Source organism: Streptomyces sp. NPDC048473 (genome assembly GCF_043200155.1).
Taxonomy (GTDB): Bacteria; Actinomycetota; Actinomycetes; order Streptomycetales; family Streptomycetaceae; genus Streptomyces.
This window is the reverse complement of sequence record NZ_JBICXE010000029.1, coordinates 45,482-68,864: the sequence shown is the minus strand read 5'-3', so window position 1 is coordinate 68,864 and position 23,383 is coordinate 45,482. Positions and strand designations below refer to the sequence as shown.

Annotated in this window: 22 protein-coding genes and 2 pseudogenes; 15 read left to right on the top strand and 9 right to left on the bottom strand. The window is 69.0% G+C overall.

All coding sequences use genetic code 11. From position 1 onward, the window contains the following. Positions 1-57 precede the first annotated feature (57 nt). The 8 genes from ACGFU7_RS33940 to ACGFU7_RS33905 all read left to right on the top strand — a co-directional run bounded on the left by ACGFU7_RS33940 (position 58) and on the right by ACGFU7_RS33905 (position 7,063). Positions 58-1,308: an extracellular solute-binding protein gene (locus ACGFU7_RS33940; RefSeq protein ID WP_393701026.1), complete on the top strand. Its 1,251-nt coding sequence runs from the start codon at positions 58-60 to the stop codon at positions 1,306-1,308. A gap of 43 nt (positions 1,309-1,351) precedes the next feature. Beyond that, entirely contained in the window at positions 1,352-2,254 is a 903-nt protein-coding gene (locus tag ACGFU7_RS33935) for a carbohydrate ABC transporter permease (RefSeq protein WP_393701024.1), read from the top strand. Further along, entirely contained in the window at positions 2,251-3,138 is an 888-nt protein-coding gene (locus ACGFU7_RS33930) for a carbohydrate ABC transporter permease (RefSeq protein WP_393701022.1), read from the top strand. The genes ACGFU7_RS33935 and ACGFU7_RS33930 overlap by 4 nt, the downstream gene beginning before the upstream one ends. Then, on the top strand, positions 3,135-4,007 hold the full coding sequence (locus tag ACGFU7_RS33925) for an NAD-dependent epimerase/dehydratase family protein (protein ID WP_393701020.1): 873 nt from the start codon (positions 3,135-3,137) through the stop codon (positions 4,005-4,007). The genes ACGFU7_RS33930 and ACGFU7_RS33925 overlap by 4 nt, the downstream gene beginning before the upstream one ends. Then, positions 4,004-5,260 (top strand): enolase C-terminal domain-like protein, encoded by a 1,257-nt coding sequence (locus ACGFU7_RS33920; protein WP_393701018.1) that lies wholly within the window; start codon positions 4,004-4,006, stop codon positions 5,258-5,260. Before ACGFU7_RS33925 ends, ACGFU7_RS33920 begins: the two co-directional genes overlap by 4 nt. A gap of 68 nt (positions 5,261-5,328) precedes the next feature. Next, the gene (locus ACGFU7_RS33915; RefSeq protein WP_393701017.1) at positions 5,329-6,405 is read left to right on the top strand and encodes a LacI family DNA-binding transcriptional regulator; all 1,077 of its coding nucleotides are present in this window, start codon (positions 5,329-5,331) and stop codon (positions 6,403-6,405) included. A gap of 87 nt (positions 6,406-6,492) precedes the next feature. After that, a complete protein-coding gene (locus tag ACGFU7_RS33910; protein ID WP_393701090.1) occupies positions 6,493-6,711 on the top strand; it encodes an FAD-dependent oxidoreductase in 219 nt (72 codons plus the stop codon). Positions 6,712-6,760: 49 nt separating this feature from the next. Further along, complete coding sequence (locus ACGFU7_RS33905) at positions 6,761-7,063, top strand: hypothetical protein (RefSeq protein WP_393701015.1); 303 nt, start codon at positions 6,761-6,763, stop codon at positions 7,061-7,063. A 45-nt stretch (positions 7,064-7,108) separates the two neighbouring features. Here the strand turns inward: ACGFU7_RS33905 and ACGFU7_RS33900 are convergent, their stop codons facing one another. Both ACGFU7_RS33900 and ACGFU7_RS33895 read right to left on the bottom strand, forming a co-directional pair. Next, complete coding sequence (locus tag ACGFU7_RS33900; protein WP_393701013.1) at positions 7,109-7,651, bottom strand: DUF4303 domain-containing protein; 543 nt, start codon at positions 7,649-7,651, stop codon at positions 7,109-7,111. A 381-nt stretch (positions 7,652-8,032) separates the two neighbouring features. Further along, positions 8,033-9,226, bottom strand: coding sequence for an alpha/beta hydrolase family protein (locus ACGFU7_RS33895; protein ID WP_393701011.1), 1,194 nt, complete (start codon positions 9,224-9,226; stop codon positions 8,033-8,035). Between the two features lie 347 nt (positions 9,227-9,573). Here ACGFU7_RS33895 and ACGFU7_RS33890 point away from each other — a divergent pair, with 347 nt between their 5' ends. The 4 genes from ACGFU7_RS33890 (at position 9,574) to ACGFU7_RS33875 (ending at position 13,370) form a co-directional block, all read left to right on the top strand. Continuing rightward, entirely contained in the window at positions 9,574-10,518 is a 945-nt protein-coding gene (locus ACGFU7_RS33890; RefSeq protein ID WP_393701010.1) for an ATP-binding cassette domain-containing protein, read from the top strand. Further along, positions 10,515-11,336, top strand: coding sequence for an ABC transporter permease (locus ACGFU7_RS33885; protein WP_393701008.1), 822 nt, complete (start codon positions 10,515-10,517; stop codon positions 11,334-11,336). Before ACGFU7_RS33890 ends, ACGFU7_RS33885 begins: the two co-directional genes overlap by 4 nt. A 148-nt stretch (positions 11,337-11,484) precedes the next feature. Further along, complete coding sequence (locus ACGFU7_RS33880) at positions 11,485-12,711, top strand: sensor histidine kinase (protein WP_393701006.1); 1,227 nt, start codon at positions 11,485-11,487, stop codon at positions 12,709-12,711. Beyond that, a complete protein-coding gene (locus ACGFU7_RS33875) occupies positions 12,708-13,370 on the top strand; it encodes a response regulator (RefSeq protein ID WP_393701004.1) in 663 nt (220 codons plus the stop codon). Before ACGFU7_RS33880 ends, ACGFU7_RS33875 begins: the two co-directional genes overlap by 4 nt. Positions 13,371-13,951: 581 nt before the next feature. Here ACGFU7_RS33875 and ACGFU7_RS33870 read toward each other — a convergent pair. The 4 genes from ACGFU7_RS33870 to ACGFU7_RS33855 form a co-directional block, all read right to left on the bottom strand. Continuing rightward, the gene (locus tag ACGFU7_RS33870; protein WP_393701002.1) at positions 13,952-14,830 is read right to left on the bottom strand and encodes an NmrA family NAD(P)-binding protein; all 879 of its coding nucleotides are present in this window, start codon (positions 14,828-14,830) and stop codon (positions 13,952-13,954) included. Between the two features lie 8 nt (positions 14,831-14,838). Beyond that, the gene (locus tag ACGFU7_RS33865) at positions 14,839-15,450 is read right to left on the bottom strand and encodes a hypothetical protein (protein ID WP_393701000.1); all 612 of its coding nucleotides are present in this window, start codon (positions 15,448-15,450) and stop codon (positions 14,839-14,841) included. 110 nt (positions 15,451-15,560) lie between these two features. Beyond that, positions 15,561-16,079: a MarR family winged helix-turn-helix transcriptional regulator gene (locus ACGFU7_RS33860; protein WP_393700998.1), complete on the bottom strand. Its 519-nt coding sequence runs from the start codon at positions 16,077-16,079 to the stop codon at positions 15,561-15,563. 239 nt (positions 16,080-16,318) lie between these two features. Beyond that, positions 16,319-16,768: a winged helix-turn-helix transcriptional regulator gene (locus tag ACGFU7_RS33855; RefSeq protein WP_393700996.1), complete on the bottom strand. Its 450-nt coding sequence runs from the start codon at positions 16,766-16,768 to the stop codon at positions 16,319-16,321. A 93-nt stretch (positions 16,769-16,861) separates the two neighbouring features. On the opposite strand from ACGFU7_RS33855, the gene ACGFU7_RS33850 reads away from it, so the two are divergent. From ACGFU7_RS33850 to ACGFU7_RS33840, 3 genes are all read left to right on the top strand, one after another. Continuing rightward, on the top strand, positions 16,862-17,713 hold the full coding sequence (locus ACGFU7_RS33850; RefSeq protein ID WP_393700995.1) for a thioesterase family protein: 852 nt from the start codon (positions 16,862-16,864) through the stop codon (positions 17,711-17,713). A 112-nt stretch (positions 17,714-17,825) separates the two neighbouring features. After that, a complete protein-coding gene (locus ACGFU7_RS33845) occupies positions 17,826-19,010 on the top strand; it encodes a thiolase family protein (RefSeq protein WP_393700993.1) in 1,185 nt (394 codons plus the stop codon). 138 nt (positions 19,011-19,148) lie between these two features. Then, complete coding sequence (locus tag ACGFU7_RS33840) at positions 19,149-19,997, top strand: alpha/beta fold hydrolase (protein WP_393700991.1); 849 nt, start codon at positions 19,149-19,151, stop codon at positions 19,995-19,997. A 258-nt stretch (positions 19,998-20,255) separates the two neighbouring features. On the opposite strand, the pseudogene ACGFU7_RS33835 reads toward ACGFU7_RS33840, so the two are convergent. From ACGFU7_RS33835 to ACGFU7_RS33825, 3 genes and pseudogenes are all read right to left on the bottom strand, one after another. Next, positions 20,256-20,351: pseudogene (locus ACGFU7_RS33835) on the bottom strand (IS5/IS1182 family transposase); the annotation flags it as partial. A gap of 242 nt (positions 20,352-20,593) precedes the next feature. Continuing rightward, a pseudogene (locus ACGFU7_RS33830) lies at positions 20,594-20,773 on the bottom strand (transposase); the annotation flags it as partial. Positions 20,774-20,821: 48 nt separating this feature from the next. Beyond that, positions 20,822-23,185, bottom strand: a complete 2,364-nt coding sequence (locus ACGFU7_RS33825) for a LuxR C-terminal-related transcriptional regulator (protein ID WP_393700990.1) — start codon at positions 23,183-23,185, stop codon at positions 20,822-20,824. Positions 23,186-23,383: the final 198 nt, after the last annotated feature.

Genomic DNA, 23,383 nt, shown 5'->3' with positions numbered 1-23,383 from the left:
TGTGCCTCCGGGTCGTCCGGTGCAGACTCCGGAAAGACCACGATCACCGTGGCCGGAATGCCTGCTACAACGGCGCCCAAGACTCGGCAGCAGTTCCTCGACGCGGTCGCGGCGTTCGAGAAGGCCAACCCCACAATCAAGATCAAGCCCACCGACACGCAGTGGGACGCACGGACGTTCGCGGCCAGGCTGGCCGGCGGCAACGCCGAGACGGTGCTGACCGTGCCGCTCACCGAGCCACCTGGCCTCATCACGCGGCGGCAGATAGCCGACCTCAGCAGCGAGATCAAGAGCCTGCCGCACGCCAAGGACTTCGACCAGCGCGCGCTTGCACCGGCCACCGGTGGCGACGACAGGGTGTACGGCCTCCCGGTCACCGAGTACGGCCTCGGCCTGGTCTACAACCGGGCGCTGTTCACCAAGGCCGGTCTGGACCCCGACAAGCCGCCGACCACCTGGGACGAGGTCAGGGCAGACGCCAAGGAGATCGCCGCCACGGGCGCGACCGGGTACACGCAGATGACCGTGAAGAACACCGGCGGCTGGATCCTGACCGCCATGACCTACTCCTACGGCGGCCGGATGGAGAAGAAGCAGGGCTCCACGTATGTGTCGGCGCTGCAGGACGGCCCGGCCGAGAGCGCCCTGAAGCAGCTGTCCGCGATGCGCTGGCAGGACGACTCGATGGGTGCCAATCAGTTGTTCACCCAGCAGGACGCCGAGCGCGACTTCGCCGCCGGCAAGATCGGCATGATGATCGGCACCGCCTACAGCTACAACCGGTACATCACGCAATACTCCGGTAAGCCTGCCGACTTCGGCATGGCAGCGATCCCGCAGCAGGCCGCGACCGGGACCAAGGCAACGACCCTGTTGGGCGGGCTGACGGCCGTCGTCAGCGCCAAGGCGACCTCCGCGCAGCGGGCCGCGGCCGTGAAGTGGATCGACTACTTCTATCTGAAGCCTGCTTACGACCCGGCGGCAGCCGAGAAGCTGGCTGTCGCAAACGCCGCAGACAAACTGGCTGTCGGCCTGCCCACGCTGCCGTTCTACATTCCAGCGGTGTCCGACCCCGTGAATACCGCGATCGACAAGCACTCCAACATCCCGGCGAAGAACTTCGCGCCGTACGTGGAAGACATCGGCGCACTGCGCTACCAGGTGGAGCCCCCGGTCGCCGCACAGGACCTGTACGGGGCGCTCGACACCGCCGTCCAGGCCGTCCTGACCCGCAAGAACGCCGATCCGCACGACGAGCTGGCCAAGGCTACCGCCCGGTCCAAGTCGGCGCTGGAGCTGGCACAGTGACCTGCATAGACCCCCTCGGCTCTCCGGCCCGCGAGGTCGCACCGTGACCACCCGGACCGCACTTCGGACGGCATGGTGGCGCAGCGGGTCCAGGCACGCCGCCGCCGTTCTGTTCCTTCTCCCGACGGCGCTGGTCTTCGGCGTCTTCTCCTGGTGGCCGATCATCCGCAGCGTGCTGCTCAGCTTCCAGCGAACCAACCTCGTCGACCCGGCGACGTTCGTGGGGCTGGACAACTTCCGTACTTTGCTGGCTGACCCGCTGCTGGGCACGGCGGTGCACAACACACTGCTGTTCAGCGGCATCGCCCTACTGATCGGCTTTCCGCTGCCGGTTCTGCTCGCTGTGCTGATGTCCGAACTACGGCGCGGCTCGGGGCTGATGCGGGTGCTGGTCTACCTGCCGGTGGTGGTGCCGCCAGTGGTGGCCGTGCTGATGTGGAAATGGTTCTACGACCCTGACTCCGGCCTGTTCAACCAACTGCTCGGACAGGTCGGGCTCGGCCCCTACCCGTGGCTGCAGTCCACTGGCACAGCGATGCCGAGTCTGGTCCTGGAGGCGACCTGGGCCGGCGCGGGCGGAGCGGTGCTCATCTATCTGGCCGCGCTGGCGGGCGTGCCCACCGAGCTGTACGAGGCCGCCGAACTGGACGGCGCGTCGGTGTGGCGGCGGCTGTGGCACGTCACGCTGCCACAGCTGCGTTCCATCCTGCTGGTCATGCTGCTGCTCCAGGTGATCAACAACTTCCAGGTGTTCACCGAGCCGTTCGTGCTGACCGACGGCGGGCCCGAGGACTCGACGGTCACCGTGCTGCTTCTGATCTACCGGTACGCGTTCGTCAGCGGGGACTACGGCACAGCCGCGGCGTTGAGCGTGAGCCTGGCTGTGGTACTGGCGGCTCTGTCGGCGCTGTATCTACGACTCACCCGTACCTGGGGGACGAAATGACCGAGCAGACCCACGCGAGAGGGGTGCTCTCGGAGGCGGAACGACGCCGGCACGGAACCCGCTTCGGGCTGGGGACCACCGGGATCCTGCTGATCCTGGCCCTGGTGCTGGAGGGCGCGGGACCGATCTACTGGATCTTCAAGGGTGCGCTCTCCTCGACGCAGGAATCGCTGCACCACCCGCTGGCGCTGTGGCCCGCCGACGTACGGTGGTCCAACCTGACGTCGGCATGGACGAACCTGGAGATCGGCAAGTACCTGCTGAACACCGTCGTTCTCGTCGGCGGCTCCCTGGTCGTGCAGCTGTTCGTCGCCACGACGGGCGCCTACGCGCTGTCGGTCCTGCGACCGGCCTACGGCAAATACGTCTACGGCGCGGTCCTGGCAACACTGTTCCTGCCGGGCACGGTCTCGATGGTCTCGCTCTACCTGACCATCCTGGACCTGCCGGTCACCGGCGGTTCCATCGCCAACACTCCGATGGCCGTCTGGCTGCCAGCCGGCGCACACGCCTTCAACGTCCTGCTGGTCAAGCAGTTCTTCGACGGCATACCCCGGGAACTGTTCGAGGCCGCCCGCCTCGACGGGGCCGGTCCCTGGCGGATCCTCACCCGTATCGTGCTGCCCATGTCCCGGCCGATACTGGCCGTGGTAGCTCTGCTGGCCGTCATGAACGCTTGGAAGGACTTCCTCTGGCCCATGATCGCCATCACCGACACCCAAAGCCAGCCGCTGGCCGTGGCCCTGCCCCGGCTCGCCGACACCTCCGACCAGAGCCTGCTCATCGCGGGCATGCTGATCGCCATCATCCCCCCGGTCCTGGTGTTCCTGTTCTTCCAGAGGCAGATCGTCCGCGGCATCGCCTTCACAGGGCTGAAGGGATGAGGGCCCTGGTCACCGGCGCGGCCGGCCGCCTCGGCACCGCCGTCCTGAGCGAACTCGAGTCCCGGGGCATCGCCGCTACCGCACTCGTCGCCGAGGACCCCGGTCTTCTGCCGGCCGACCGGGTAGTGGTGGGCGACGCCCGCGACCCCGCGGCCGTGGACGACGCACTCGACGGGGCCGACACCGTCATCCATCTGGCAGCGCTCGCATCGCCGGAAGTGGCGGCACCGGAGGTTGTGTTCGCCACCAACACCCAGGCCACGTTCGTGGTCCTGGAACAGGCGGGGCAGCGGGGGGTGAGCCGGGCGGTGATCGCCAGCAGCCTGTCGATCACCGGCCTGCCGTTCGCCCGAACCCAGCGGCATCCGCCCTACCTGCCCCTGGACACCGACGTCCCGCTGCTGATCGAGGACCCGTACGCCCTGTCCAAGCAGGCGGACGAGGCGACCGCCGCGATGATGCACCGGCGGCACGGCATGACGGTTACGGCCCTGCGTTTCCCCTTCCTCGGAGACCCCGGGCGACTCGCCGATCACGCCGGACGCCTCGCTCGGGATCCGGCTGCCGGGGCGTCGGAGATGTGGAGCTACCTCGACCTGCGCGACGCCGCCCGTGCCTGCCTGCTCGGGCTGACCGCCCCGCTGGAGGGCGCACCCGTCATCTTCGTCACCGCGCCCGACACCCTCGTGACCGCTCCCACCGAGGACCTCCTTGCGGCCCACCACCCGAGGGTCCCGCGCCGGACGGTGCTGGAGGGAAGAAACGTGGCCATCGATCTCGAACCCGCCGGTCGGCTGCTCGGCTTCACCGCGCAGTATCCGTACACCGGTCCGCACGTGGTTTCGTACCCAGAGGAGCAGCACCCATGATCATGCCGGAAACGCAGGCCCCGTGGCCGGCCAGGGACGCGTTGCGCATCACCGGCGTCCGCGCGATCGTCACCGCCCCGGGCGGTGTCCCGCTCGTCGTCGTACGGATCGACACGTCCGAGCCCGGTCTGTACGGCCTGGGCTGTGCCACCTTCACCCAGCGCTTCCACGCCGTGGCCGCCGCGATCGAGCACCACCTCGCGCCGATGGTCATCGGCCGGCACCCGGCCGACATCGAGGACATCGGCCGGATGCTGCACTTCTCGTCGTACTGGCGCGGCGGGCCGGTGCACAACAACGCGCTGTCCGGCATCGACCAGGCGCTGTGGGACATCGCGGGCAAGCGGTTCGGGGTGCCGGTGTACGAGCTGCTGGGCGGCCGGGTCCGTACCGCCGCCGCGGTCTACACCGGGGCCCGGGGCGGCGGGATCGAGGAGTCGGTCGAGCGGGCTGCGGCCCTCGCGGAGAAGGGGTACCGCTATGTGCGGCTGCAGTCCGCGTCGCCCGGCCTGGGCGGCTACGGGGCCGACGGCACAGCCGGCGGATATCCCGGCAGCCCCTATCCGGACGGCTGGGACGTCGGCCACTACCTGCGCACCGCGCCGCGGCTGTTCGAACGAGCCCGCGACGTCCTCGGCGACGAACTCAACCTGCTGCACGACGCGCACAACCGGCTCACGCCCAAGGAGGCCGTCGTGCTCGCGCGCTCCCTGGAGCCGTACCGGCTGTTCTTCCTCGAAGACCCGCTCGCGCCCGAGTACTTCGACCGGCTCCCCGAAGTGCGCGCCGCCGCACCGATGCCGATCGCCTCGGGCGAGCTGGTCTCGTCGGTGACCGACGCCGCACGGCTCATCACCTCCGGCGGTATCGACTACCTGCGCCTGCACGTCTCGGCCGTCGGCGGCCTGACACCGGTGCGCAAGCTCGCGGCCCTGTGCGAACTGACGGGAGTACGGACCGCGTGGCACGGACCGCCGGACGTCTCCCCGGTGGGCGCCGCCGCCAACGTCACCCTCGACGTCACCAGCCCGGCCTTCGGCATCCAGGAGGCGCACGTCTACCCCGAGACCGTCGACGAGGTGTTCCCCGGAACGCTCCGGGCGGTCGACGGGTACATCACCCCCTCCGACCGGCCCGGCTGGGGCATCGACCTCGACGAGAAGGCCGCCGGCAAGTACCCGCCGCAGACACACCTGCACGAACGATGGGCCGCCCAGGTGCGCCGCCCCGACGGCGGGATCGAAGCCCCGTGATCGGCCAACCGCATACACTTGATCTAATTCGCATTAGGTGACGTTCAGGAAATGATTTGGAGCAGCGCATGAAGGCGAGCGGCGGGCTCGGACAGCCGGGCGGTTCGCGTACGCGCCGCCCCCGTCAGGCGGATATCGCCCGATTGGCGGGGGTATCCCAACCGACGGTCTCACTCATTCTCAGCGGCGGCGCCGCCGCCATCGGCATCGCCGAAGAGACCCGGCGCAAGGTCATGGAAGCCGCCGAGCAGCTCGGGTACGTGCCCGACCCGATCGCCAAACGACTGTCCGCCGGGCAGAACAACCTCCTCGGCCTGTACACCTTCACCGAGACCTTCCCCACCGAGATGTCGCACGCCTACTACCCGTTCCTGGTGGGCATCGAGCAGGAATCCGCACGGCAGGGCTACGACCTGCTGATGTTCATCGCCTCCAGCACCACCGGCGAACGTCCGCACGCCGAGGTGCTCAACCGGGTCCGGCTGGCCGACGGCTGCCTGTTCCTGGGGCGGCACCTGCCCGTACCGGAGATGGACCGGCTCCTCGCCACCGACCTGCCCGTGGTCTATATCGGCCGCCACGACGACTTCGGCGACCGCCTGCCCTACGTCGGCGCGGACTACGTGTCGGCGAGCGCCGCCGTCGTACGGCACCTGGCCGGACTCGGCCACCAGCACATCCTGTACCTGAGGGAGCCCGACGAGGCGATCACCTCCATCGACCGGGAGGCCGGGTTTCGCCAGGGCATGACCGAATGCGGACTGGCCCTCGGGCCGGAGACCGTCGTGCGGACCGACGGCACCGATCTCACCGCCGACCGGCTGCGGGCGTGGCACGGCGCGGGCGTCACGGCGATCGTCACCGAGGCCACCGACACCGACGCCGCCCACCTCGCCCTCCTCACGGCAGCAGAACACGCCGGCTACCGCTTCCCCGAGCACCTGTCCCTGGCCACCCTCGGCACGCCCGCCCGCCCGGGCCCCGGCCAGCCGCCCCTCACCGGGTTCTCCCTGCCGCGCCGCGACATGGGAGCGGCGGCCGTCAGGCTGCTCACCGGCCTCATCGTGGGCGACCGGACGCTGTCCCGGCATCAGCTCATGACCTGCGAACTGGAGCCGGGCGGAACCGCCCGTCCGGTCCGCTGACACCCGTCCCACAGCGTCCTTCCCAGCAGCACCTCGCACCCTCACCCGCCCCCGAAAGGCTTCGCCAGGCCCGAACTCAGCACAGACATCCTCGTCGTCGGCGGGGGGCTCGGCGGCGTCGCTGCGCCTCTGGCCGCCTGCCGGGCCGGCTCGACGGTCGTACTCACCGAGGAAACCGACTGGATCGGCGGCCGGCTCACCGCGCAGGCCGTCCCACCAGACGAGCACCCTTGGATCGAAAGTTACGGAGCCACCGCCAACTACGCACCGCCATCCGTGACCACTACCGTGACTGGTACCCGCTGACCGGCACCGCCCGGCGCTACTGCACGCTCGGCATCCATGCGCCGGACGAGTGCTCACATGGTTCGCAGGCCAGGGCTCGTCCGACCCGCACGTCGACGTGTCGGCGCTTCCCGCGCTGGTCGGCCTCTACGTCGAACTCGGCCCACTACGGGCGCACTACGGGCTGCGTGCGCTGCGGTTCGCCTTCCTGGAGGCCGGACATCTGGCTCAGAACCTGGCCCCCTCACGGCAGCGGCCACAAGGCTGTCCCTGGGTGTGGTGGGCGGGTTCTGCGCACGAACTGTTCATGCTGGACGGCATCGACGACGTGCTCGCCTGCCTACTGCCGGTCAACCGGCTCCAGCACAGGTGAGTTGCCGCCCGGCAGGATCCGGGCGACGGAGCGCACGCGTACGACCTACGGTTGTACTGGGGCTGCTTCGCGCCAGCGGGCGAACCGGTCGGCGTGGTCTGGCGGGTTGAGGCGGCGGATCCACTCCGATTCGTGCGCGGGGTCCGCATCGTCGGGGTCGGAGACCGTGAAGACCACGACGTGATCGGTGCTCGGGCCGAAGATGCCTGCGGCGACGAGCGATTCGAGTGCCGCCACACACGCGTCGTACACGGTGTCCCGGAACCTCGTGAACTCGGCGCCGTCGGCGTGCGGCCCCGCGGCGCGCAGTCGTCGGCAGATCGATGCGAACTGCTCGGCGGCGACACCCTCCATCGCCCACTCCGCCGGAGTCCACTCGTAGTACTCCGCCTCGGCCGGGTCCTCGGCCCGCAGCCGAGTCAGGTGCGAGCGGGTGTTGGCCGCGCAGCACACGGTCATCGCGCCGGCGTCGGAATACAACGCGTACCCGCAGTAGTCCGCAGCCGGACGGGCACTGAGCAGCCCGACGAAAGCCGCCCGCGCCACCCGCTCGACCTCCACCCGCAGCCAGCTCTCACCGTCAGGCACGACGGCACCGGTCACCACAGCGCAATGTCATAGCCCCAGTATCCCCGGATCAACCCGACCGAAGACGACTATGGAACGTGATATCGCAACTGGCCGTACCTGGGGGAATGCAAACTTGCCACTGACACACGATCAAGGGCGCAGGTCTTCCGGTATACGGGCCCAGGGGTTGATCGGCACCACGCCGGTGCTGCAGCCGTCGTCGAGCAGCCAACTGGAGCGGAGGCGACCGCGGGGCGGGCCTTGTGCCTGGCCCGGAAGGGCTTCAAGGCCGCATCCCGGCCTGTGCGGCAGCGCCACCCTTGGGTAGTCCGCCTCTGCCCCTGGTGGTCTGCGGCCATGCACGGCGCCCGTGACCGCGACGGCCGCTCCGTCATCCGTTTACGGGTTGTTGAAGGTGACCTCCGGTTCGGTCGGCGTCGGGCCGTCCAGCAGCGGCTGGGGGATGTGCTTCAACTGCAGGTCGAAGAAGGCTCCGACGTACGCGCGGGTGATGTGCAGTGAGCGGTTGCCGGAGAGGGCTTGCGGCGACTGCGTTCCGGGCAGGCCGAGTTCGTCCAGGAAGACGGGGATGTCGGAGAAGCTGTAGTGCGTCGAACCGGCGACGGTCAGCCAGCGTTTCCAGCCGTCCAGCTGGTTCCACGCCTGGTCCCAGCTCGTGTCTGTACCGCCGGGACGGTGCGTCTCGTCGTCCGTGCCGAGCATCATGAACGGCCTGCCGCCGAGTCCGTCGGCGGGCACAGCTGCGTGGAAGGCGCCGTCGATGTTGACGCCCGCCCGGATGCGGCGGTCGCCCGCCATGGTCGCCGCCGCGCTCGCGCCGCCGACCGAGTGACCAGCCATGCCGATCCGGTTCCGGTCGATCAGTCCCGCGTACCGCCAGGCCGGGCGGGGCCCGGTGAGCCGGTCCAGGAGGAAGGACACGTCCTTGCCCCGGCCTGCGGTGACGGCCTCCAGGTCCTGCTCGCTCTGGGCCTTCGCGCACGCGACGCAGGTCAGCATCCGACCGCCGGGGAAGGCGGTGCCGACGGACTCGTAGGCGTGGTCCACTGCGGCGACCACGTATCCACGGCTGGCGAGTTCCTCGGCAAGGCCGGTGAGGGTGAAGCGCGAGACGCCGAACCCCGGGGAGAGCACTACCAGGGGATACCGGCCGCGGGCGGGCCGGGCGCCGACGCGGCCGCTGGTGGCCGTGGCGCTCAAGGTCTCGGCGGGGAAGACGCCTTCCAACCCATAGCTTTTCAGGAACAGCCGGGCCTCCTGGACTGTGGTGTACGGCGCCGGCGCACCGGTGCCGGGGAGCGCGGGGTAGAACATGCCGACCATCAGCTCACGAGCTGTATCCGGCACCCACGGGTCCCGGCGGGCGCGGTCGACGAGGTGGAGGGTGTCGCGGCCGACCGCGTACGGGCCGGTGGGGCGGGGCAGCGATGTGCGTGAGTCTGTGTCGTTGCGGAAAGAAGCGGCGATGGGCACATGCGTCGGGGCTGCGGCGGCGGGCCACGCGTCGGCGGTGGGCAACGCTAGAGCGAGCGTGAGCAGCGCAATGGTCGGGGTTGCAGAAGATTTGAGCATGTCCTGGACGCTAGATGCCGTGGCCGGTCCAGCACATCAGCCCCCAGTCGCGTCCTGGCGCCGGACACGGAAGCCCCCGTCCGGCGCTGGTGAGCCGTGTTTTCCATATCCGTTTCCCCAGGTCGAACCCTCGCTACCGCCGCCCCGTCACCCCTCGGTGGCCACTGGTGTCGGGTGCGGCGAGGGCGCCCGGTGCGCCGAGGCCTACATCTGCGGGTGTAGGGGCGTCCACCTGCGGATGCGGTTCTTCGGCGGTGGGTTCAGTCCGTGGGTTCATGTGCCACGCCGGGGCGGAAATCTAGCGTGGTGGTCAGTTGACGCCACTGCGAACCCGACGAGGACATCCGATGATCGAAGCCCACGGGCTCACCAAACGTTATGGAGACAAGACCGCTGTCGCGGATCTCAGCTTCACCGTCCGGCCCGGTGTTGTCACCGGATTCCTCGGGCCGAACGGCGCCGGGAAGTCCACCACGATGCGGATGATCCTGGGACTGGACGCCCCGACCGCCGGCCGGGTCATGGTCAACGGAAAGCACTACGCCGCGCACCGCGCACCGCTGCATGAGGTCGGGGCGATGCTGGAAGCCCGTTCGATCCATACCGGCCGTTCCGCCTTCAACCATCTGCTCGCGCTGGCTGTCACCACGGGCATCCCCCGCAGCCGGGTGGACGAGGTGATCGACATCGTCGGGCTGCGACAGGTGGCCGGGAAGCGGGCCGGCAGCTTCTCGCTGGGCATGGGCCAGCGGCTCGGTATCGCCAGTGCCCTGCTCGGCGACCCGGCCACCGTCGTCCTGGACGAGCCGGTGAACGGACTCGATCCCGAAGGCGTGCTGTGGATCCGTAATCTGCTCAAGGATCTGGCCGCCGAAGGGCGCACGGTGCTGGTCTCCTCGCATCTGATGAGCGAGATGGCGGTGACCGCCGAGCACCTCATCGTGATCGGGCGCGGCCGGCTGATCGCCGACACCTCGGTCAGGGAGTTCACGCGGCGTGCCGCGCGTAATTCCGTGCTCATACGCAGCGACGAGGCTGAGCGGCTGCGTGTGGCGCTGACCGGGCCGGATGTCGCCGTCGCGTCGACCGAGCGGGGCGTGTTGGAAGTCACCGGCCTGAGCAGCGATCGGATCGGCCGGATCGCCGCCGACCACGGGATCGCGCTCGCCGAGCTGACGCCTCGGCAGGCGTCGCTGGAGGAGGCGTTCATGGAGCTGACCCGTGACGTTGTCGAGTACCAGACCCCGGACCGGCTTCCGGCCGGTTCCGGCACCGAAGGGCGGGCGGCATGAACACCGATACTCTTCCCCGATTCTCCGCCGCCGGGCGCGGCCACCTCACCCAGACGCGGGTGCTGTACTCGGAGTGGGTCAAACTCCGCACTCTGCGCTCGACGTTCTTCACGCTGCTCGCCGCCGCCGTGGCGATGATCGGGATGGGGCCGCTCTTCTCAGCCGTCACCGCCGCCCACTGGTCAGATATGGGTGCGGCCGAGCGGGCGTCTGTCAACCCGACGGCACTGAGCCTGATCGGGTTCTTCCTGGCGCAGCTCGCGGTCGGTGTCATGGGTGTGCTTGTGGTCACCGGCGAGTACTCGACCGGCATGATCCGTGCGACCTTCTCGGCGGTGCCGCGCCGACTGCCGGTCCTGTGGGCGAAGGCCGTCGTGTACGCGGTGGTGACCTGGGTGCTGATGACCGCCACGTCCCTGACGGCGTTCCTGGCCGGTCAGGCCCTGATGTCCTCCACGGGCGCCGGAGCCTCACTGAGCGATCCGGGTGTCACTCGCGCCGTCCTCGGTACCGGTCTGTATCTGACGGTTGTGGGACTGTTGAGCGTCGCGATGGGCACGCTGGTCCGTAACACCGCGGGCGGCATAACCACGGTCTTCGGTCTGCTGCTGGTCCTGCCGGAGCTCGTCAAGGCCCTCCCGTCCTCCTGGGCCGACCGGATCAGCCCGTACCTGCCGAGCAACGCCGGACACGCGCTCGCCGTCCTCCAGTCGGATCCGAACACCTTGGCGCCATGGACGGGATTCACGGTGTTCTGCCTGTACGCGGCTGCAGCGCTCGGCGGAGCCGCGGTGACACTGAAACGGCGGGACGCGTAGTGGTCGGCGTGGGTGCGGTCGGATTCGGCAACGGGCCGCGGAGGACGGGCGAGGGCGCCGCCTCCCGACGGCTCGGACACCGGAGCGAGTCAACCCGGGGGCCTGCTGCAGCGGTGCTGCCCGCAGGCCGGACCGGGTCGGGCAGCCGATGACGGCGACCGCGCCCGCCAGGCAGCCGTGGCGCACCCTGACCGGGTGTGCCCGGCTGCTGTGGGCGCGTGCCCATTTGCCGCCGGTGGCGGTGGACGCAACTCTGGTGGCCGCGCTCTTCATCCTCACCGCCTTCGCCGTCCGCATCGACCTGCACGACCGCCCCTGGCTCCTGGTATTCCAGGCGGCCCTGCTCCTGCCCCTGCTGTGGCGGCGCCGGGCACCTCTGGCGGTGTTCGCCGCGGTGGCCGCGGCGGCCTTCGCCCAGTGGCTCGTCGACGTCCAGCTACCGGCCGACATCGCGCTGCTGGTCGCCCTCTACACGGTGGCCGCACACGCCGGCCACCTGCAGCTCCTGCTGGCTGGTGCTGTTTCCGAAGCCGGGATCCTGATGGCTTCCGTGCGCTGGTCGTCCGAGGGGAGATTCCTCGGCGCGGCCGTGAGCCTGACCGCCATGGCCACCGCCGCCGCTGTCATCGGCACGAACATGCGGACCAGGCGCGCCCATCTCGCGTCCGTGGAGGACCTGGCGGTACGTCTGGAACGTGAGCGCGACCAGCGGGCCCAGCTCGCGGTGGCCGAAGAACGGGCCCGTATCGCCCGCGACATGCACGACATCGTCAGCCACAACCTGTCCGTGATGATCGCGCTCGCCGACGCCGCCGTCTTCGCCCAGTACCGCACCCCCGACAAGACGGCCACCGCCATGCGGCAGGTCTCCGACAGCGGGCGGCAAGCCCTCACCGACATGCGACGATTCCTCGGGATCCTGCGTGCTGACGAACCGGACGCACTGCGTCACCCGATACCCGGCATCGCCCAACTGCAGTCCCTCCTCGACCAGGTGCGCGCCGCCGGGCTGCCGGCCCGCCTCCGTCTGACAGGCGATCCCTCCCACGTCCCCACCGCCGCACAGCTCACCATCTACCGCCTGGTGCAGGAAGCCTTGACCAACACCCTCAAGCACACCCCTCCCGGCACCCGCGCAGAGGTCCGGGTGCACTGCTCGCCCGAGACCATCGCCATCGACGTCACTGACGACAGCCACGGCCGCACCGCGCAGGATCCCGACCCGCCGCACGGGCACGGAATCCCCGGCATGCGCGAGCGCACGGCCGCGTACGGCGGAACTCTGTGGGCGGGACCGCTCCCAGGCGGCGGCTGGCGGGTCTCGGCCCACCTCGACGTGAGCGCAGCTGGGACAGCAGGGACCGGTGCCGCGTGACGATCCGCATCCTGCTCGCCGACGACGAACCACTGCTGCGCATGGCGTTCACCATGGTCCTGGAGGCCCAGCCGGACATGGAGCCGGTCGGGGAGGCCGGGGACGGCACCGAAGCCGTACGGCTTGCCCGGCTGCTGCACCCCGATGTCGTCCTGATGGACGTCCGGATGCCGGGTACCGACGGCATCGAGGCAACCGGCCGGATCATCCGGGACTGCCCGCAGACCCGGGTCCTCATCCTCACCACCTTCGACCTCGACGAATACGCCTTCGCCGGACTGAAGGCCGGGGCGTCGGGCTTCCTGCTGAAGAACGCCCTGCCAGGGGAACTCCTCGCGGCCATCCGAAGCGTCGCCGCGGGCGACGCGGCGGTCTCCCCACGCATCACCCGTCGCCTGCTGGAGAACTTTGCCCACCAACTCCCCGTAAACCGCGAGCAGGTGGAGGACGAGCGTCTGGAACGGCTCACAGCACGCGAACGCGAAGTACTCGTCGAGGTGGCCCGCGGCCTGTCGAACACCGAAATCGCCGCCGCTCTGCACCTCGCGGAGGCCACCGTGAAAACACACCTGAACCGGATCCTGACGAAGCTGGAACTACGCGACCGGGTACAAGCCGTCGTCTTCGGCTACGAGACCCGGCTCATCCGCCCGGCATGAGGACGATCAGGCTGTCGCATCCACCAGCTCAGGGACCTGTCGCACATCGCCCGTTTGTATCTCGCACCTCCCTCAGGTTCCACCCCTTCGTCGACCCTCGAAGGACTTCGAGGGTTGACCACTTGGGAGGTCCGCCAGTAGGTGGCGGACCGCGCGGTGGTAGCCGGGCAGGTTTCGCCCCAAGCGAGGCGGCGTGCGACTACCGGGGCTGCCGGGGCCCGCACCCGGCAGCATTCACACCATGAGCGAACTCCTCGACGGCAGTGGCGGGATCAGTTCGAGCTGCTCGGCCGCGCTGCTCGCGGCGGCCGGTCCGGCCCGGACCGCCGCATCAAGCGAGGCTCTCGCGGTAGTCCGGCGCAGCCACGCCCTGACCTGTAGCCGCACCAGAGCCCGACTCGATGAGCTCCAGGATGCGCTGCTGGACCAAGGTGGAGCGCCACAGGGCCCTATCGTGGTGTATGCCGTGGCCGGGACAACTCCAGCGGACCATCGGCCGGCGTCTGAGCAGGGACAAGGGGTCCCGGGCTCGTAGCGCCGGAACTGGGCGCCGAAGCACGCGAGCCCCCGGCCTCCCCCGATCAGGTCCGTTCAGCGACGGGGCCTGGCTGGAAGTGCCGGATGTTCTCGCTCAGGAAGGCCTCCAGGGTGCGGGGTTCCCCGCCCAGAATCCGGCTGACGGTGTCCGTGGGCTCTTCCGGCTGAGTCACGGCCAGTTGCTGGATCTCGACGACGTGGGAGGCAAGCCAGTCGGGCATGCCGGCGTGCTCGACGAGGCTCTGGTGCATGGCGTGGGGAGGAAGGTTGAGGTATTCGATCCGTCGGCCGAGGAGGGAAGTCAGCAGATCGGCCAGCTCGACCTGGCTGAAGGTCCGCCCGCCGGTGAGGGTGTAGGTCTGCCCGGCGAGCCCGGGTCGCATCAGCACCTCGGCGGCGACGTCGCCGATGTCGCGGCAGTCGACGTAGTTACATGCGGCATCCCCCATGGTGCCGAGGATGACGCTTCGGGCCACGATCGCCGGCGCGAGGGTCACCAGCTTCTGCATGAACGCGTAGGGACGCAGCACGGTACAGGTCAGGCCGGTGCTGCGAAGGGACTCCTCGATGGTGTGATGCCATCGGGAGATCGCGACCGGGGAGTGCGGGGCAGCAGCCGGGGCGGAGAGTTTGACGATGTGCCGGATATCGCTCTCGGCGGCGAGGGCGATGGCGCGGGTCTCTAGTGAGACCTGTGCCGGGCTGTTGACCATGCTGAGGAACAGTTGACTCGCGCCCCGGAACGCGTTCCGCAGCGATGCGGGATCCGCTGCGTCCGCCGCTCGGACCTCGACGAGCGGGCGGGCCGCCTCACTGAGGCCGGCGCGCAGCCGGTCGGGGTCGCGGCTCAGTGCCCTGCTGGGCACCCCGAGCGTGACCAGGCGCTCCAGGAGTGCGCCGCCGGTCGCTCCGGTCGCTCCCATGATGACGATCATCGCTGTGCCCTTCGTGTGGTCCGGCGGTCGTGGTTCCGACGCGGTGTGTGCTCGTGAAGGTGGGGGGCGGACTGCGGTCGGCCGTGTCGCGACCCGCGCCAGCGCCAGGTGATGATGCCGACGGCGAGGGCCGAGGAGAGCGGCAGGTCCAGCCGGAGGCGGTCGGGCCAGGATCCGTGGTGCCCGATGACCCCGTCGGGCACCCAGTCGGTGACGAGCCATGCGAGGAGACCCCCCAGGACGGCGGCCCCGATGGCGAGCAGCGCCGTCGGCACGATCCGTGGCATCGATGTCAGCCACGCACGTCGAATGCCGCGGCGCTGCAGCCATGTGCCGATCAAGGTGGCTACGACAGCCGAGGTGCCCGCGATCGAGGTACAGGCCGCGATGACCAGGTCCGGTTGTCCGCCGGCCACGCCGCCGGCACCGGCCATCAGCGCGGGTGCCAGGTAGGCGACGAGGACCTCTCGCCACAGCTTGAAGGGGGGCGGACCGGGGTCGCCCACGACCGGACTGCCTTTGCGCGTACCCATGTCGATCTCCGTTCGGTTCAGTGGGGGTGGTTGGACGTCGGCACGGAGCATGTCGGCAAGGACATCATCGATCATGTAATTAGGCTCCTAACTATATGGGCGCAAGAATGCCCGCCAGTGGCGGGCGACGAAAATGGTGACGTGGGACCGACGCGGCTGGTCCACGGCGTCCGATGACTGGGTGACTACTCCCGCGTCAGTGCCGGAATGCCCCGGACCAGCCGACCGAGCAGGTCCAGGAAGATCGTTCGCTCCTCGGTGCTGAGCGTGTCCACCATCGCCTGCAGGCGATTGAAATGCTCCGGAGCCAGTTCGCGCATCTTGCGCGCACCCCGGGCAGTCAGGACGACGACGGCGGAGCGGCCGTCCTCGGCCGAGGGGCGACGGAGTACGAGACCGTCTCGCTCCAGGCCGTCGAGCAGGCCTGTGACCGTGGCCCTGGAGACACCAAGACTCGCCGCGAGCCGCGAAGGGGACTTCTCCCCATCCGCGTCCTCCAGATCCGCCAGCAGACGATAGCGCCCTGCAGACAGGCCAAACCTGGAAAAGTGGACCTCGACCGCCTGACCCAGACGCGCACCTGCCGCCATCAGCCTCACCGCGACAAGCACCGCCTGGGGATCGACGTCGAGATCGTACCGCTGGAGCTGATGCCTGGCCTGCTCCAGCGTCGGGATTTCCTCAAGTCTGATATCCGGCGCCATGGAAAATAGTATGGCGGCTAATCAATACTCGCGTCAAGATGCTGGCCGCGAAACTCTGACCGCCTGCGTTGCCAACCGGTTGCGCAGCTGAGCCATGGGCTCCCGGCCCATTCGAGCGGCCGGGCCCGGCTGCTCAGCGCGGGCCCCCGAGCCACTACTCGGGGGTCCTGCCGCGCCTTTATGGCCAAGACGCTGCCGGGCCACCTGCGGGACCGCGCCTCGAGGCCGGGCCGAGCGGATCAGGCCGCACCCTCGGCGTTCCAGCCCTGGACCTGGAACCGGGGCGCGAGGTCCGCGTTGCGGACTTCCCCGCCGCAGTTGCGGCAGGTGATGGCGGGATCGAGGTCGGCGCCGCAGGAGTGCTCGAAGACGGTCGGGGGCAGGTCCGCCAGGTGGTGGTCGCCCCAGCGCATCAGCATGAGGAGAACCGGGCGCAGTTCGCGGCCGGCAGCGGTCGCACCGTACTCGAAACGGGGAGGCCGCTCACTGTAGAGGGACTTGTCCAGCACTCCCGCCTCCACCAGGCGACGCAGCCGTGCGGCGAGGATGTCGCGCGGGGCTCCGGTATTACGGGCGATGGCGTCGAAGCGCCGGACGCCGAAAAAGACCTCGCGCAGTACCAGCAGGGAGTACTTCTCGCCGATCAGGCCGAGCGCATCGGCGATCGAGCAGGGGCGCGGTGTGTTCATGTGCTCCACCGTAGACCAAGTGAGTTTGCTTATCCAACTCATGTGGTTATGGTGGATCCAGTTTTCCAACCTACTGATCGGCGGGGTGGTCCCATGGACGGGGCAATGGTGAACGTCACGGCTGTCAGGGACGTCAGGGACGTACTGCGGTCCGACTGCTCAGGAAACGTCACGATCGACCCCTCCTGGTGGTCCTGGGCCGGAGCTCACGGCGGGTACGTGGCAGCGCTGGCCCTGACCGAGATGAGAGCGCACCTGTCCGAGCAGCACGGTGAACCAGGGCCGGTGCAGGCGCTGAGCGCACATTTCCTGGCACCGGTCGACGAGCGTCCGCTCACGCTGAATGCGGTCGTCGAACGCGCGGGGCGCCGCGCTTCGGTGTCCACCTTCAGCGGCGAGCAGGACGGCACGGCGGTGCTCGTAGGATCCGCAGTCTTCGGCGCAGCCGGCCTGCGACCGGGTTCTGCCCCAGACCGAGGCCCGGGATACGACGGCCTGCCCATGCCCGCCCTGCCCGAGGCGGCGCGGTGTGAACCTCAGACCCTGCCGATGCAGCTGGCGGCGTTCGCGCAATACCTTGAGATCCGTCCGGCGACCGCGGCGCGACCGCTGGCCGGCGGCCCGGACGCCGAACTGACCGCCTGGGTGCGCTTCGTCGACGGGCGTCCGCTGGACGCGGAGGCGCTGGTGGTCCTGGTGGACGCCCTGCCGCCCGCACTGTTCGCCTGCTGGACGGTGCCACGGCCGGTGCCCACAGCTCAGCTGACCGTCCACTTCACCGACGCCCTGGTCAGCGGTCCCGTCCAGGAGTGGGCACTGGTTCGCATCCGTACCGAGCATGCCGGCAGCGGCTGGGCCGTCGACGACAGCGCGGTGTGGGCGGCCGACGGACGGCTGCTGGCCCTCGCCCGGCAGTCCCGCACGGTGCTGGGCGAACAGGCATGACAGCTGGGCGCAGCCGCCGCCCCTCCTGAACGTCCCGCCGGCCTACGGCCACTGACCCTGCAGTTCTTCGCACGGCATTCGAGAGATTTCGAGATTTGAGGAGGCGACCGCCATGCGCGACGCCGTCATCGTTGAAGCCGTCCGTACCCCGATCGGAAAAGGCAGGCCGACCGGCACGCTCGCCGGCGTGCACCCGGTCGAGCTGCTCGCCCACACCCTGCGCACCCTCATCGGCCGCGCCGGCGTCGATCCCGCGCTCGTCGACGACGTGGTCGGCGGCTGCGTCGACCAGGTGGGCGAGCAGGCCATGAACACCACCCGCTACGCCTGGCTGTCGGCCGGATTCCCGGAGTCCGTGCCGGCGACCACGGTGGACCGCCAGTGCGGCTCCTCGCAGCAGGCCGTCCACTTCGCCGCGCAGGGTGTTCTCGCCGGGGCATACGACCTGGTCGTGGCCTGTGGTGTCGAGTCGATGAGCCGGGTGCCGATGTGGTCCAACGTGCCGCCCGGCGCGGACCCCTTCGGCCCGGGCATCGCGGCCCGTTACCCCGACGGGCTCGTGCCGCAGGGCATCAGCGCCGAGCTGATCGCCGCGAAGTGGTCCATCACGCGTGATCAGATGGACGCCTTCGCCACCACGTCCCACAGGCGCGCGGCCGCCGCACACGGCGACGGTCGCTTCGCCGCCGAGCTCGCCCCCGTCGCCACGGATGCCGGTGTGGTCGACACCGACGAATCCGTGCGCCCCAGCACGACACCGGAGGTGCTCGCCGGCCTCCGGCCGTCCTTCGTCGACTCCGCCTTCACCGACCGCTACCCGCAGATCAACTGGTCGGTAACGGCCGGGAACAGCAGTCCGGTCAATGACGGCGCCTCCGCCGTCCTGATCACGTCCAGCGAAACCGCCGCCAAGCTGGGACTACGGCCCAAAGCCCGGCTGCACAGCTTCGCCGTCACGGGTTCCGACCCGCTGATGATGCTGACCGGAGTCATCCCCGCCACCGAGAAAGTGCTGCGCCGGGCCGGGCTCCGACTGGACGACATCGACCTGTTCGAAGTCAACGAAGCCTTCGCCAGCGTGGTCCTGGCCTGGCTCCAGGAGACCGGCGCCGACCCCGCGAAGGTGAACGTCAACGGCGGCGCCATCGCGCTCGGCCACCCACTCGGTGCCAGCGGCACCCGGCTCATGACCACCCTCGTCAACGCCATGCACCAACGACATGCGCGCTACGCCCTGCAGACCATGTGTGAGGCGGGCGGACTCGCCAACGCCACCATCCTGGAGTCGCTCCAATAGCTCGGCAAACGAGCACGGGGCAGCCCGGCCGATGCCGAGCATTCGGCGGCCGGAGAACCCGCACAAGCCAGGTGACCTGGCAACACCGAACAGCCGCATCCGGTCCTCGCGGGCCACCCAACACCTCACGGAGCACTCATGTCCCAGACCCGGTTTCTGTCCGATACGGCGGAAACGAAGTTCACCGACGGGTGGTCGGCACGCTTCGCCTATCGCCGATTCGGCACGGCCGGCAGCATACCTCTCGTCCTGACCAACCGTTTCCGGGGAACGATCGACCACTGGGATCCGGCGCTGCTGGACGTCCTGGCCCGTGAGCGCGAGGTCATCGTCTTCGACAACGTCGGAGTGGGGCTGTCCACAGGGGACGTACCCGGCACGGTGGCGGCGATGGCATCGGGTGCCGCCGAGTTCCTGGAAACGATCGGTGTGGACGAGGCCGACGTCCTGGGCTGGTCAATGGGAGGTTTCGTCGCCCAGGCGCTCACCCTGGCCCAGCCAGGACTCGTCCGTCGGCTCGTCGTCGCCGGCAGCGGTCCTGGCCGTGTTCCGGACGCGCCTGCCGCTCCGGACAAGGTGTGGCCGACGGCCCTCAAGGAGGTCAATGACGACGAGGACTTCCTGTACCTGTTCTTCCCCGAAAACCCATCCGCTCGCGCGGCCGGAACAGCATCGCTCCACAGGCTGCGTACGCGGTTGAGGTCGTCGCAGTCGACCGTGGCCGCCGACGGTGTCAAGGCACAGTTCGCCGCCATCCGCGCATGGAGCGGCGGCGAGGACGCGGCATGGGATCGGCTGCAGGAACTCACGCTGCCGGTACTGGTCGCCAACGGCGCCCAAGACGTGATGGCTCATGCCTACCTCAGTTACGCCATGTCCCAGAACCTGCCCGACGCGACACTCACCCTTTACAGCAACGCCGGACACGGATTCCTCTTCCAGCATGCTGACCTGTTCGGAGGTCATGTTCTGGACTTCCTCCGCTGATGCCCAGGTCATCGAGCCACGACTCCCAGTCCTCCGGGCAAATCTGCAGGTGCCAGGATTGAGGTCAGGGCGCGGTAGCAGGTCCCGCGAGCTGTAGTGGACTGACCAGGCCACTTGTCTCAACACCCGCGGACCGTACAGATACGTGGTCACTCGCGTTCGATGGTCCAGCGGTGGCAGCCCAGTCGCTGCAAGGAGTCGATTCCCTTGCGGGCGATGCGGTGCTTGATGCCTCGTTCGCGAAGCCATCGCCGCAGGTCGGGTCATGAGGTTGATGGCGGCGATTTGGATCATGGCTGCTGATCGGTGTGGGTGGGGTTCGTAGTCGCGGGCGGGGCGGCGGCGGTGCATGAGTTCCCTGAGTCAACCTCTATACCGCCAGGGGCGTCTCGGCTTCTTTGACCTGCCGTCGGTTTGGTGGGCAGCAGGGTTGTAGCAGGCGCCGTCGTGCCAGCAGGCGCAGAACACACGGAGCCGAGAGCGGCCAGAATGCGGACGGCATGAGGGTGTCGCTTCTGGCGTGCTCGGGCATCGTTGTAGATCTTGGCAGCCCAGTCGCTGTCACGGCGGCTGCGGTCGGCGAACACAGTCAGGGCGAGGCGGGCTCTGCGGTTGGTCGTGTAGCGGAAGGCGACTGTGCGGGAATTGCCCGAAGCACGAGTGATGGGCACAACTCCGGCTTCGGCAATGAGTTGTTCGCTGGTCCGGGCTCGTTCGAGGATCGGGCCGATTTCGCCGATGACCTGACCCAGGCTGACCGTGCCGATGCGCCGCATGGTGGCCAACAGCGGCGTTCGGCGAATGGAAACGGGCGCGGGCCGCAGTCAGGGCGCTGACTCCGGCAATCCTGGGAATCCGGGGGTCTGCTGCTCGTGGACCCATACGGCGAGCTGAGAGCGGGAGGTGAAGCCGAGCTTGGCCAGGATGTGTTCGACGTGGTTCTCGGCGGTGCGCTGGGCGATCACCAGCTTGGCGGCGATCTCCTTGTTGCTCATGCCGGCGGCGACGAGGTCAGCGACCTCACGCTCACGCCGGGTCAACGCTATGTCAGCGTGCTCGCTACGGTCGGCTGACGGTGCGGTGAGCGCCTCGGCCGCCTCCTCCAGCACGTAGGCCAGGGCCGCTGGCACGGACAACTCCGCGCCGTGCCGGAATGCCCGATCGAATGCTGTCGTCTCCAGCGCTGTACGCACTACGTTCTCGCACTGCTGATGGGACTCGATCATGAAGGGCGCGGTGAAGAGCGTGCCTCCGGTCGTCCCCCAAAGAGACTGGAGGATGCCGAGCAGGTGGGCGGCGCGTAGGAACCCGCCGGCAGCTGCCGCGCTCCATGCCATGAGTTCCACACACATGGCGATGTCCCACCAGTCTTCAAAGGGTCGCATGAGCCGGATAGCCTCCCGGGCCAGTGCGTCGACGGTGCGGTGGTCGCCGCCCTGCCACTGGATGAGGCTCTCAACGAACAGTGTGAGCGCTCTGATCCACGATTCTCCGTGTGCCACGGTGAGGGTTTCGCATTCCCGGCACAACTCAAGGGCGCGGTCATGGTTTCCCTGGAGGCAGACCACAAGGGCCAGCTTGAACATGCACTCCGTGGCACTGCCAAGATCCCCCAGGTCACGGTGGACTGTGACGGCGTCCTCGAACAGTGCGGCGGCCCGCGGCAGGTCCCCGCGGAACAAAGCAGTCATCGCCAGGTGGTGCTGCGCCCAGGCGAGGCCGGAGACATCAGCAAGGCGCTCGGCGGCCTCACGGTACTCGCCCAGCACGGGCAGCGCCTCCTCGGTAGCGCCCTGCAGGATGCCAAGGTAGGCGTAGGTGCCTAGCGCCGAGGTGCGCGCAGCGCTGTCCTCGCTCTCAGCTGCCAACAGGCGAGCGAGCCAGTGGCGCCCCTCACTCAGGGAACCGAGAGTAATCCAGTAGTGGCGTGGCGCCACCGCCAGGGCCATGCCGACGGCGGCCTCGCCGGGGGTGACAAGGCAGAAGTCCAGGGCCGCCCGGAGGTTGGCATGGTCAAGGCGCAGCCGCGTGAACCACGCCACCTGGTGCGGGCCGAACCACTGGGCCTGGGCCCGCGTGGTCAGGCCCAGGTAGTGGTCACGGTGGCGACGGCGAAGGGTGGGAACCTTGCCGGACTCGGCCAGCCGCTCGTAGCCGTATTCACGGATGGTCTCCAGCATCTGGTACCGGGCGCGGTCGCCGTTCTCGCGCCGAGTCAGCACCGACTTCCCCACCAGGCCGTCCACCAGCTCGACCATCGCATGCTTCGGGAGGTCGTCCGCCGCGCAGACCGCCTCCACAGCCTCCAGGTCGAAGCCTCCCGAGAAGACCGAGGCCTGGGCCCAGAGCGTGCGTTCCTGCTCGGTGCATAGTGCGTAGCTCCAGTCGATCAGGTCCCGCAGTGTCCGCTGCCTGGGCATCGCGCTACGGCTGCCGAGGGTCAGCAGTGCGAAACGGTCCGCCAGCCGGGCCAGGATCTCGTGCAGGGTCAGGGTCCGCATCCGGGCCGCGGCAAGCTCGATCGACAGCGGGAGCCCATCCAGGCGGCCAACCAGTTGGGCCACCGCCTCGGCGTTCTCCTGGGTGACCTTGAACCCGGGCAGTACGGAGGCGGCGCGCTGCTCGAACAGGGCGACCGCCGGGTACTGGAGCAGTTCCCTGACCGGGTGCCGCTCGCCAGGTACTGGGGTGGGAAGGGGCGGGACCGGAAACACCTGCTCCCCGGTGACGCCCAGCACTTGGCGACTGGTGGTCAGGACGCGCAAGCCGGGCGCGGCTCGGAGCAGGGCGTCGACAGTACGTGCGCAGACGTCCACCAAGTGCTCGCAGTTGTCCAGTACGAGCAGCAGTCGTCTGCCGCGAATGTGGTCGATTACCACGTGGAGAGTGTCACGGCCGGACTGGTTCTTCAGGTCCATGACGGTGGCCACGCTCTGGACCAGCAGCTCAGGGTCGCGCAAGTCTGCCAGCTCTGCCACGTAGACTCCGTCGGGAAACGCCCGGGTGACCGTAGCGGCGGCCTGCAACGCCAGCCTGGTCTTGCCCACACCTCCAGCACCAGTGAGCGTGACCAGGCGCGATACCGAGAGCAGCCGTCTGACCTCGGTGACCTCTGCGCGTCGGCCGACCAGGACGGTGAGTTCAGCGGAGATGCCCGTGCCTCTGCCCACCCCTGCCCGCGTTCCCATGAAATCAACATACTGCGCCGAAGTTTTTGAGTAGCTTTCCCCGCATTAGGTAGCTTTCCCGTATCAGGGTGGCGCCGCTGCTGTCGAAACTTGTCGCTGCAGCGGACAGACAATCCAGCAGGTGGGCATGCCCACAGCTGCCCCCGGAACGTGGAAACAGAGGTTCTGTGCGAGCTCCACCTCGGCCCGCTTGACCTG

Coding starts and splice junctions, on each gene's coding strand:
- ACGFU7_RS33940 (WP_393701026.1), top strand. CDS start 58: ATGCCTGCTACAACGGCGCCCAAGACTCGGCAGCAGTTCCTCGACGCG.
- ACGFU7_RS33930 (WP_393701022.1), top strand. CDS start 2,251: ATGACCGAGCAGACCCACGCGAGAGGGGTGCTCTCGGAGGCGGAACGA.
- ACGFU7_RS33925 (WP_393701020.1), top strand. CDS start 3,135: ATGAGGGCCCTGGTCACCGGCGCGGCCGGCCGCCTCGGCACCGCCGTC.
- ACGFU7_RS33920 (WP_393701018.1), top strand. CDS start 4,004: ATGATCATGCCGGAAACGCAGGCCCCGTGGCCGGCCAGGGACGCGTTG.
- ACGFU7_RS33915 (WP_393701017.1), top strand. CDS start 5,329: ATGAAGGCGAGCGGCGGGCTCGGACAGCCGGGCGGTTCGCGTACGCGC.
- ACGFU7_RS33895 (WP_393701011.1), bottom strand. CDS start 9,226: ATGCTCAAATCTTCTGCAACCCCGACCATTGCGCTGCTCACGCTCGCT.
- ACGFU7_RS33890 (WP_393701010.1), top strand. CDS start 9,574: ATGATCGAAGCCCACGGGCTCACCAAACGTTATGGAGACAAGACCGCT.
- ACGFU7_RS33885 (WP_393701008.1), top strand. CDS start 10,515: ATGAACACCGATACTCTTCCCCGATTCTCCGCCGCCGGGCGCGGCCAC.
- ACGFU7_RS33880 (WP_393701006.1), top strand. CDS start 11,485: ATGACGGCGACCGCGCCCGCCAGGCAGCCGTGGCGCACCCTGACCGGG.
- ACGFU7_RS33870 (WP_393701002.1), bottom strand. CDS start 14,830: ATGGGAGCGACCGGAGCGACCGGCGGCGCACTCCTGGAGCGCCTGGTC.
- ACGFU7_RS33865 (WP_393701000.1), bottom strand. CDS start 15,450: ATGATCGATGATGTCCTTGCCGACATGCTCCGTGCCGACGTCCAACCA.
- ACGFU7_RS33860 (WP_393700998.1), bottom strand. CDS start 16,079: ATGGCGCCGGATATCAGACTTGAGGAAATCCCGACGCTGGAGCAGGCC.
- ACGFU7_RS33855 (WP_393700996.1), bottom strand. CDS start 16,768: ATGAACACACCGCGCCCCTGCTCGATCGCCGATGCGCTCGGCCTGATC.
- ACGFU7_RS33850 (WP_393700995.1), top strand. CDS start 16,862: ATGGACGGGGCAATGGTGAACGTCACGGCTGTCAGGGACGTCAGGGAC.
- ACGFU7_RS33845 (WP_393700993.1), top strand. CDS start 17,826: ATGCGCGACGCCGTCATCGTTGAAGCCGTCCGTACCCCGATCGGAAAA.
- ACGFU7_RS33840 (WP_393700991.1), top strand. CDS start 19,149: ATGTCCCAGACCCGGTTTCTGTCCGATACGGCGGAAACGAAGTTCACC.
- ACGFU7_RS33825 (WP_393700990.1), bottom strand. CDS start 23,185: ATGGGAACGCGGGCAGGGGTGGGCAGAGGCACGGGCATCTCCGCTGAA.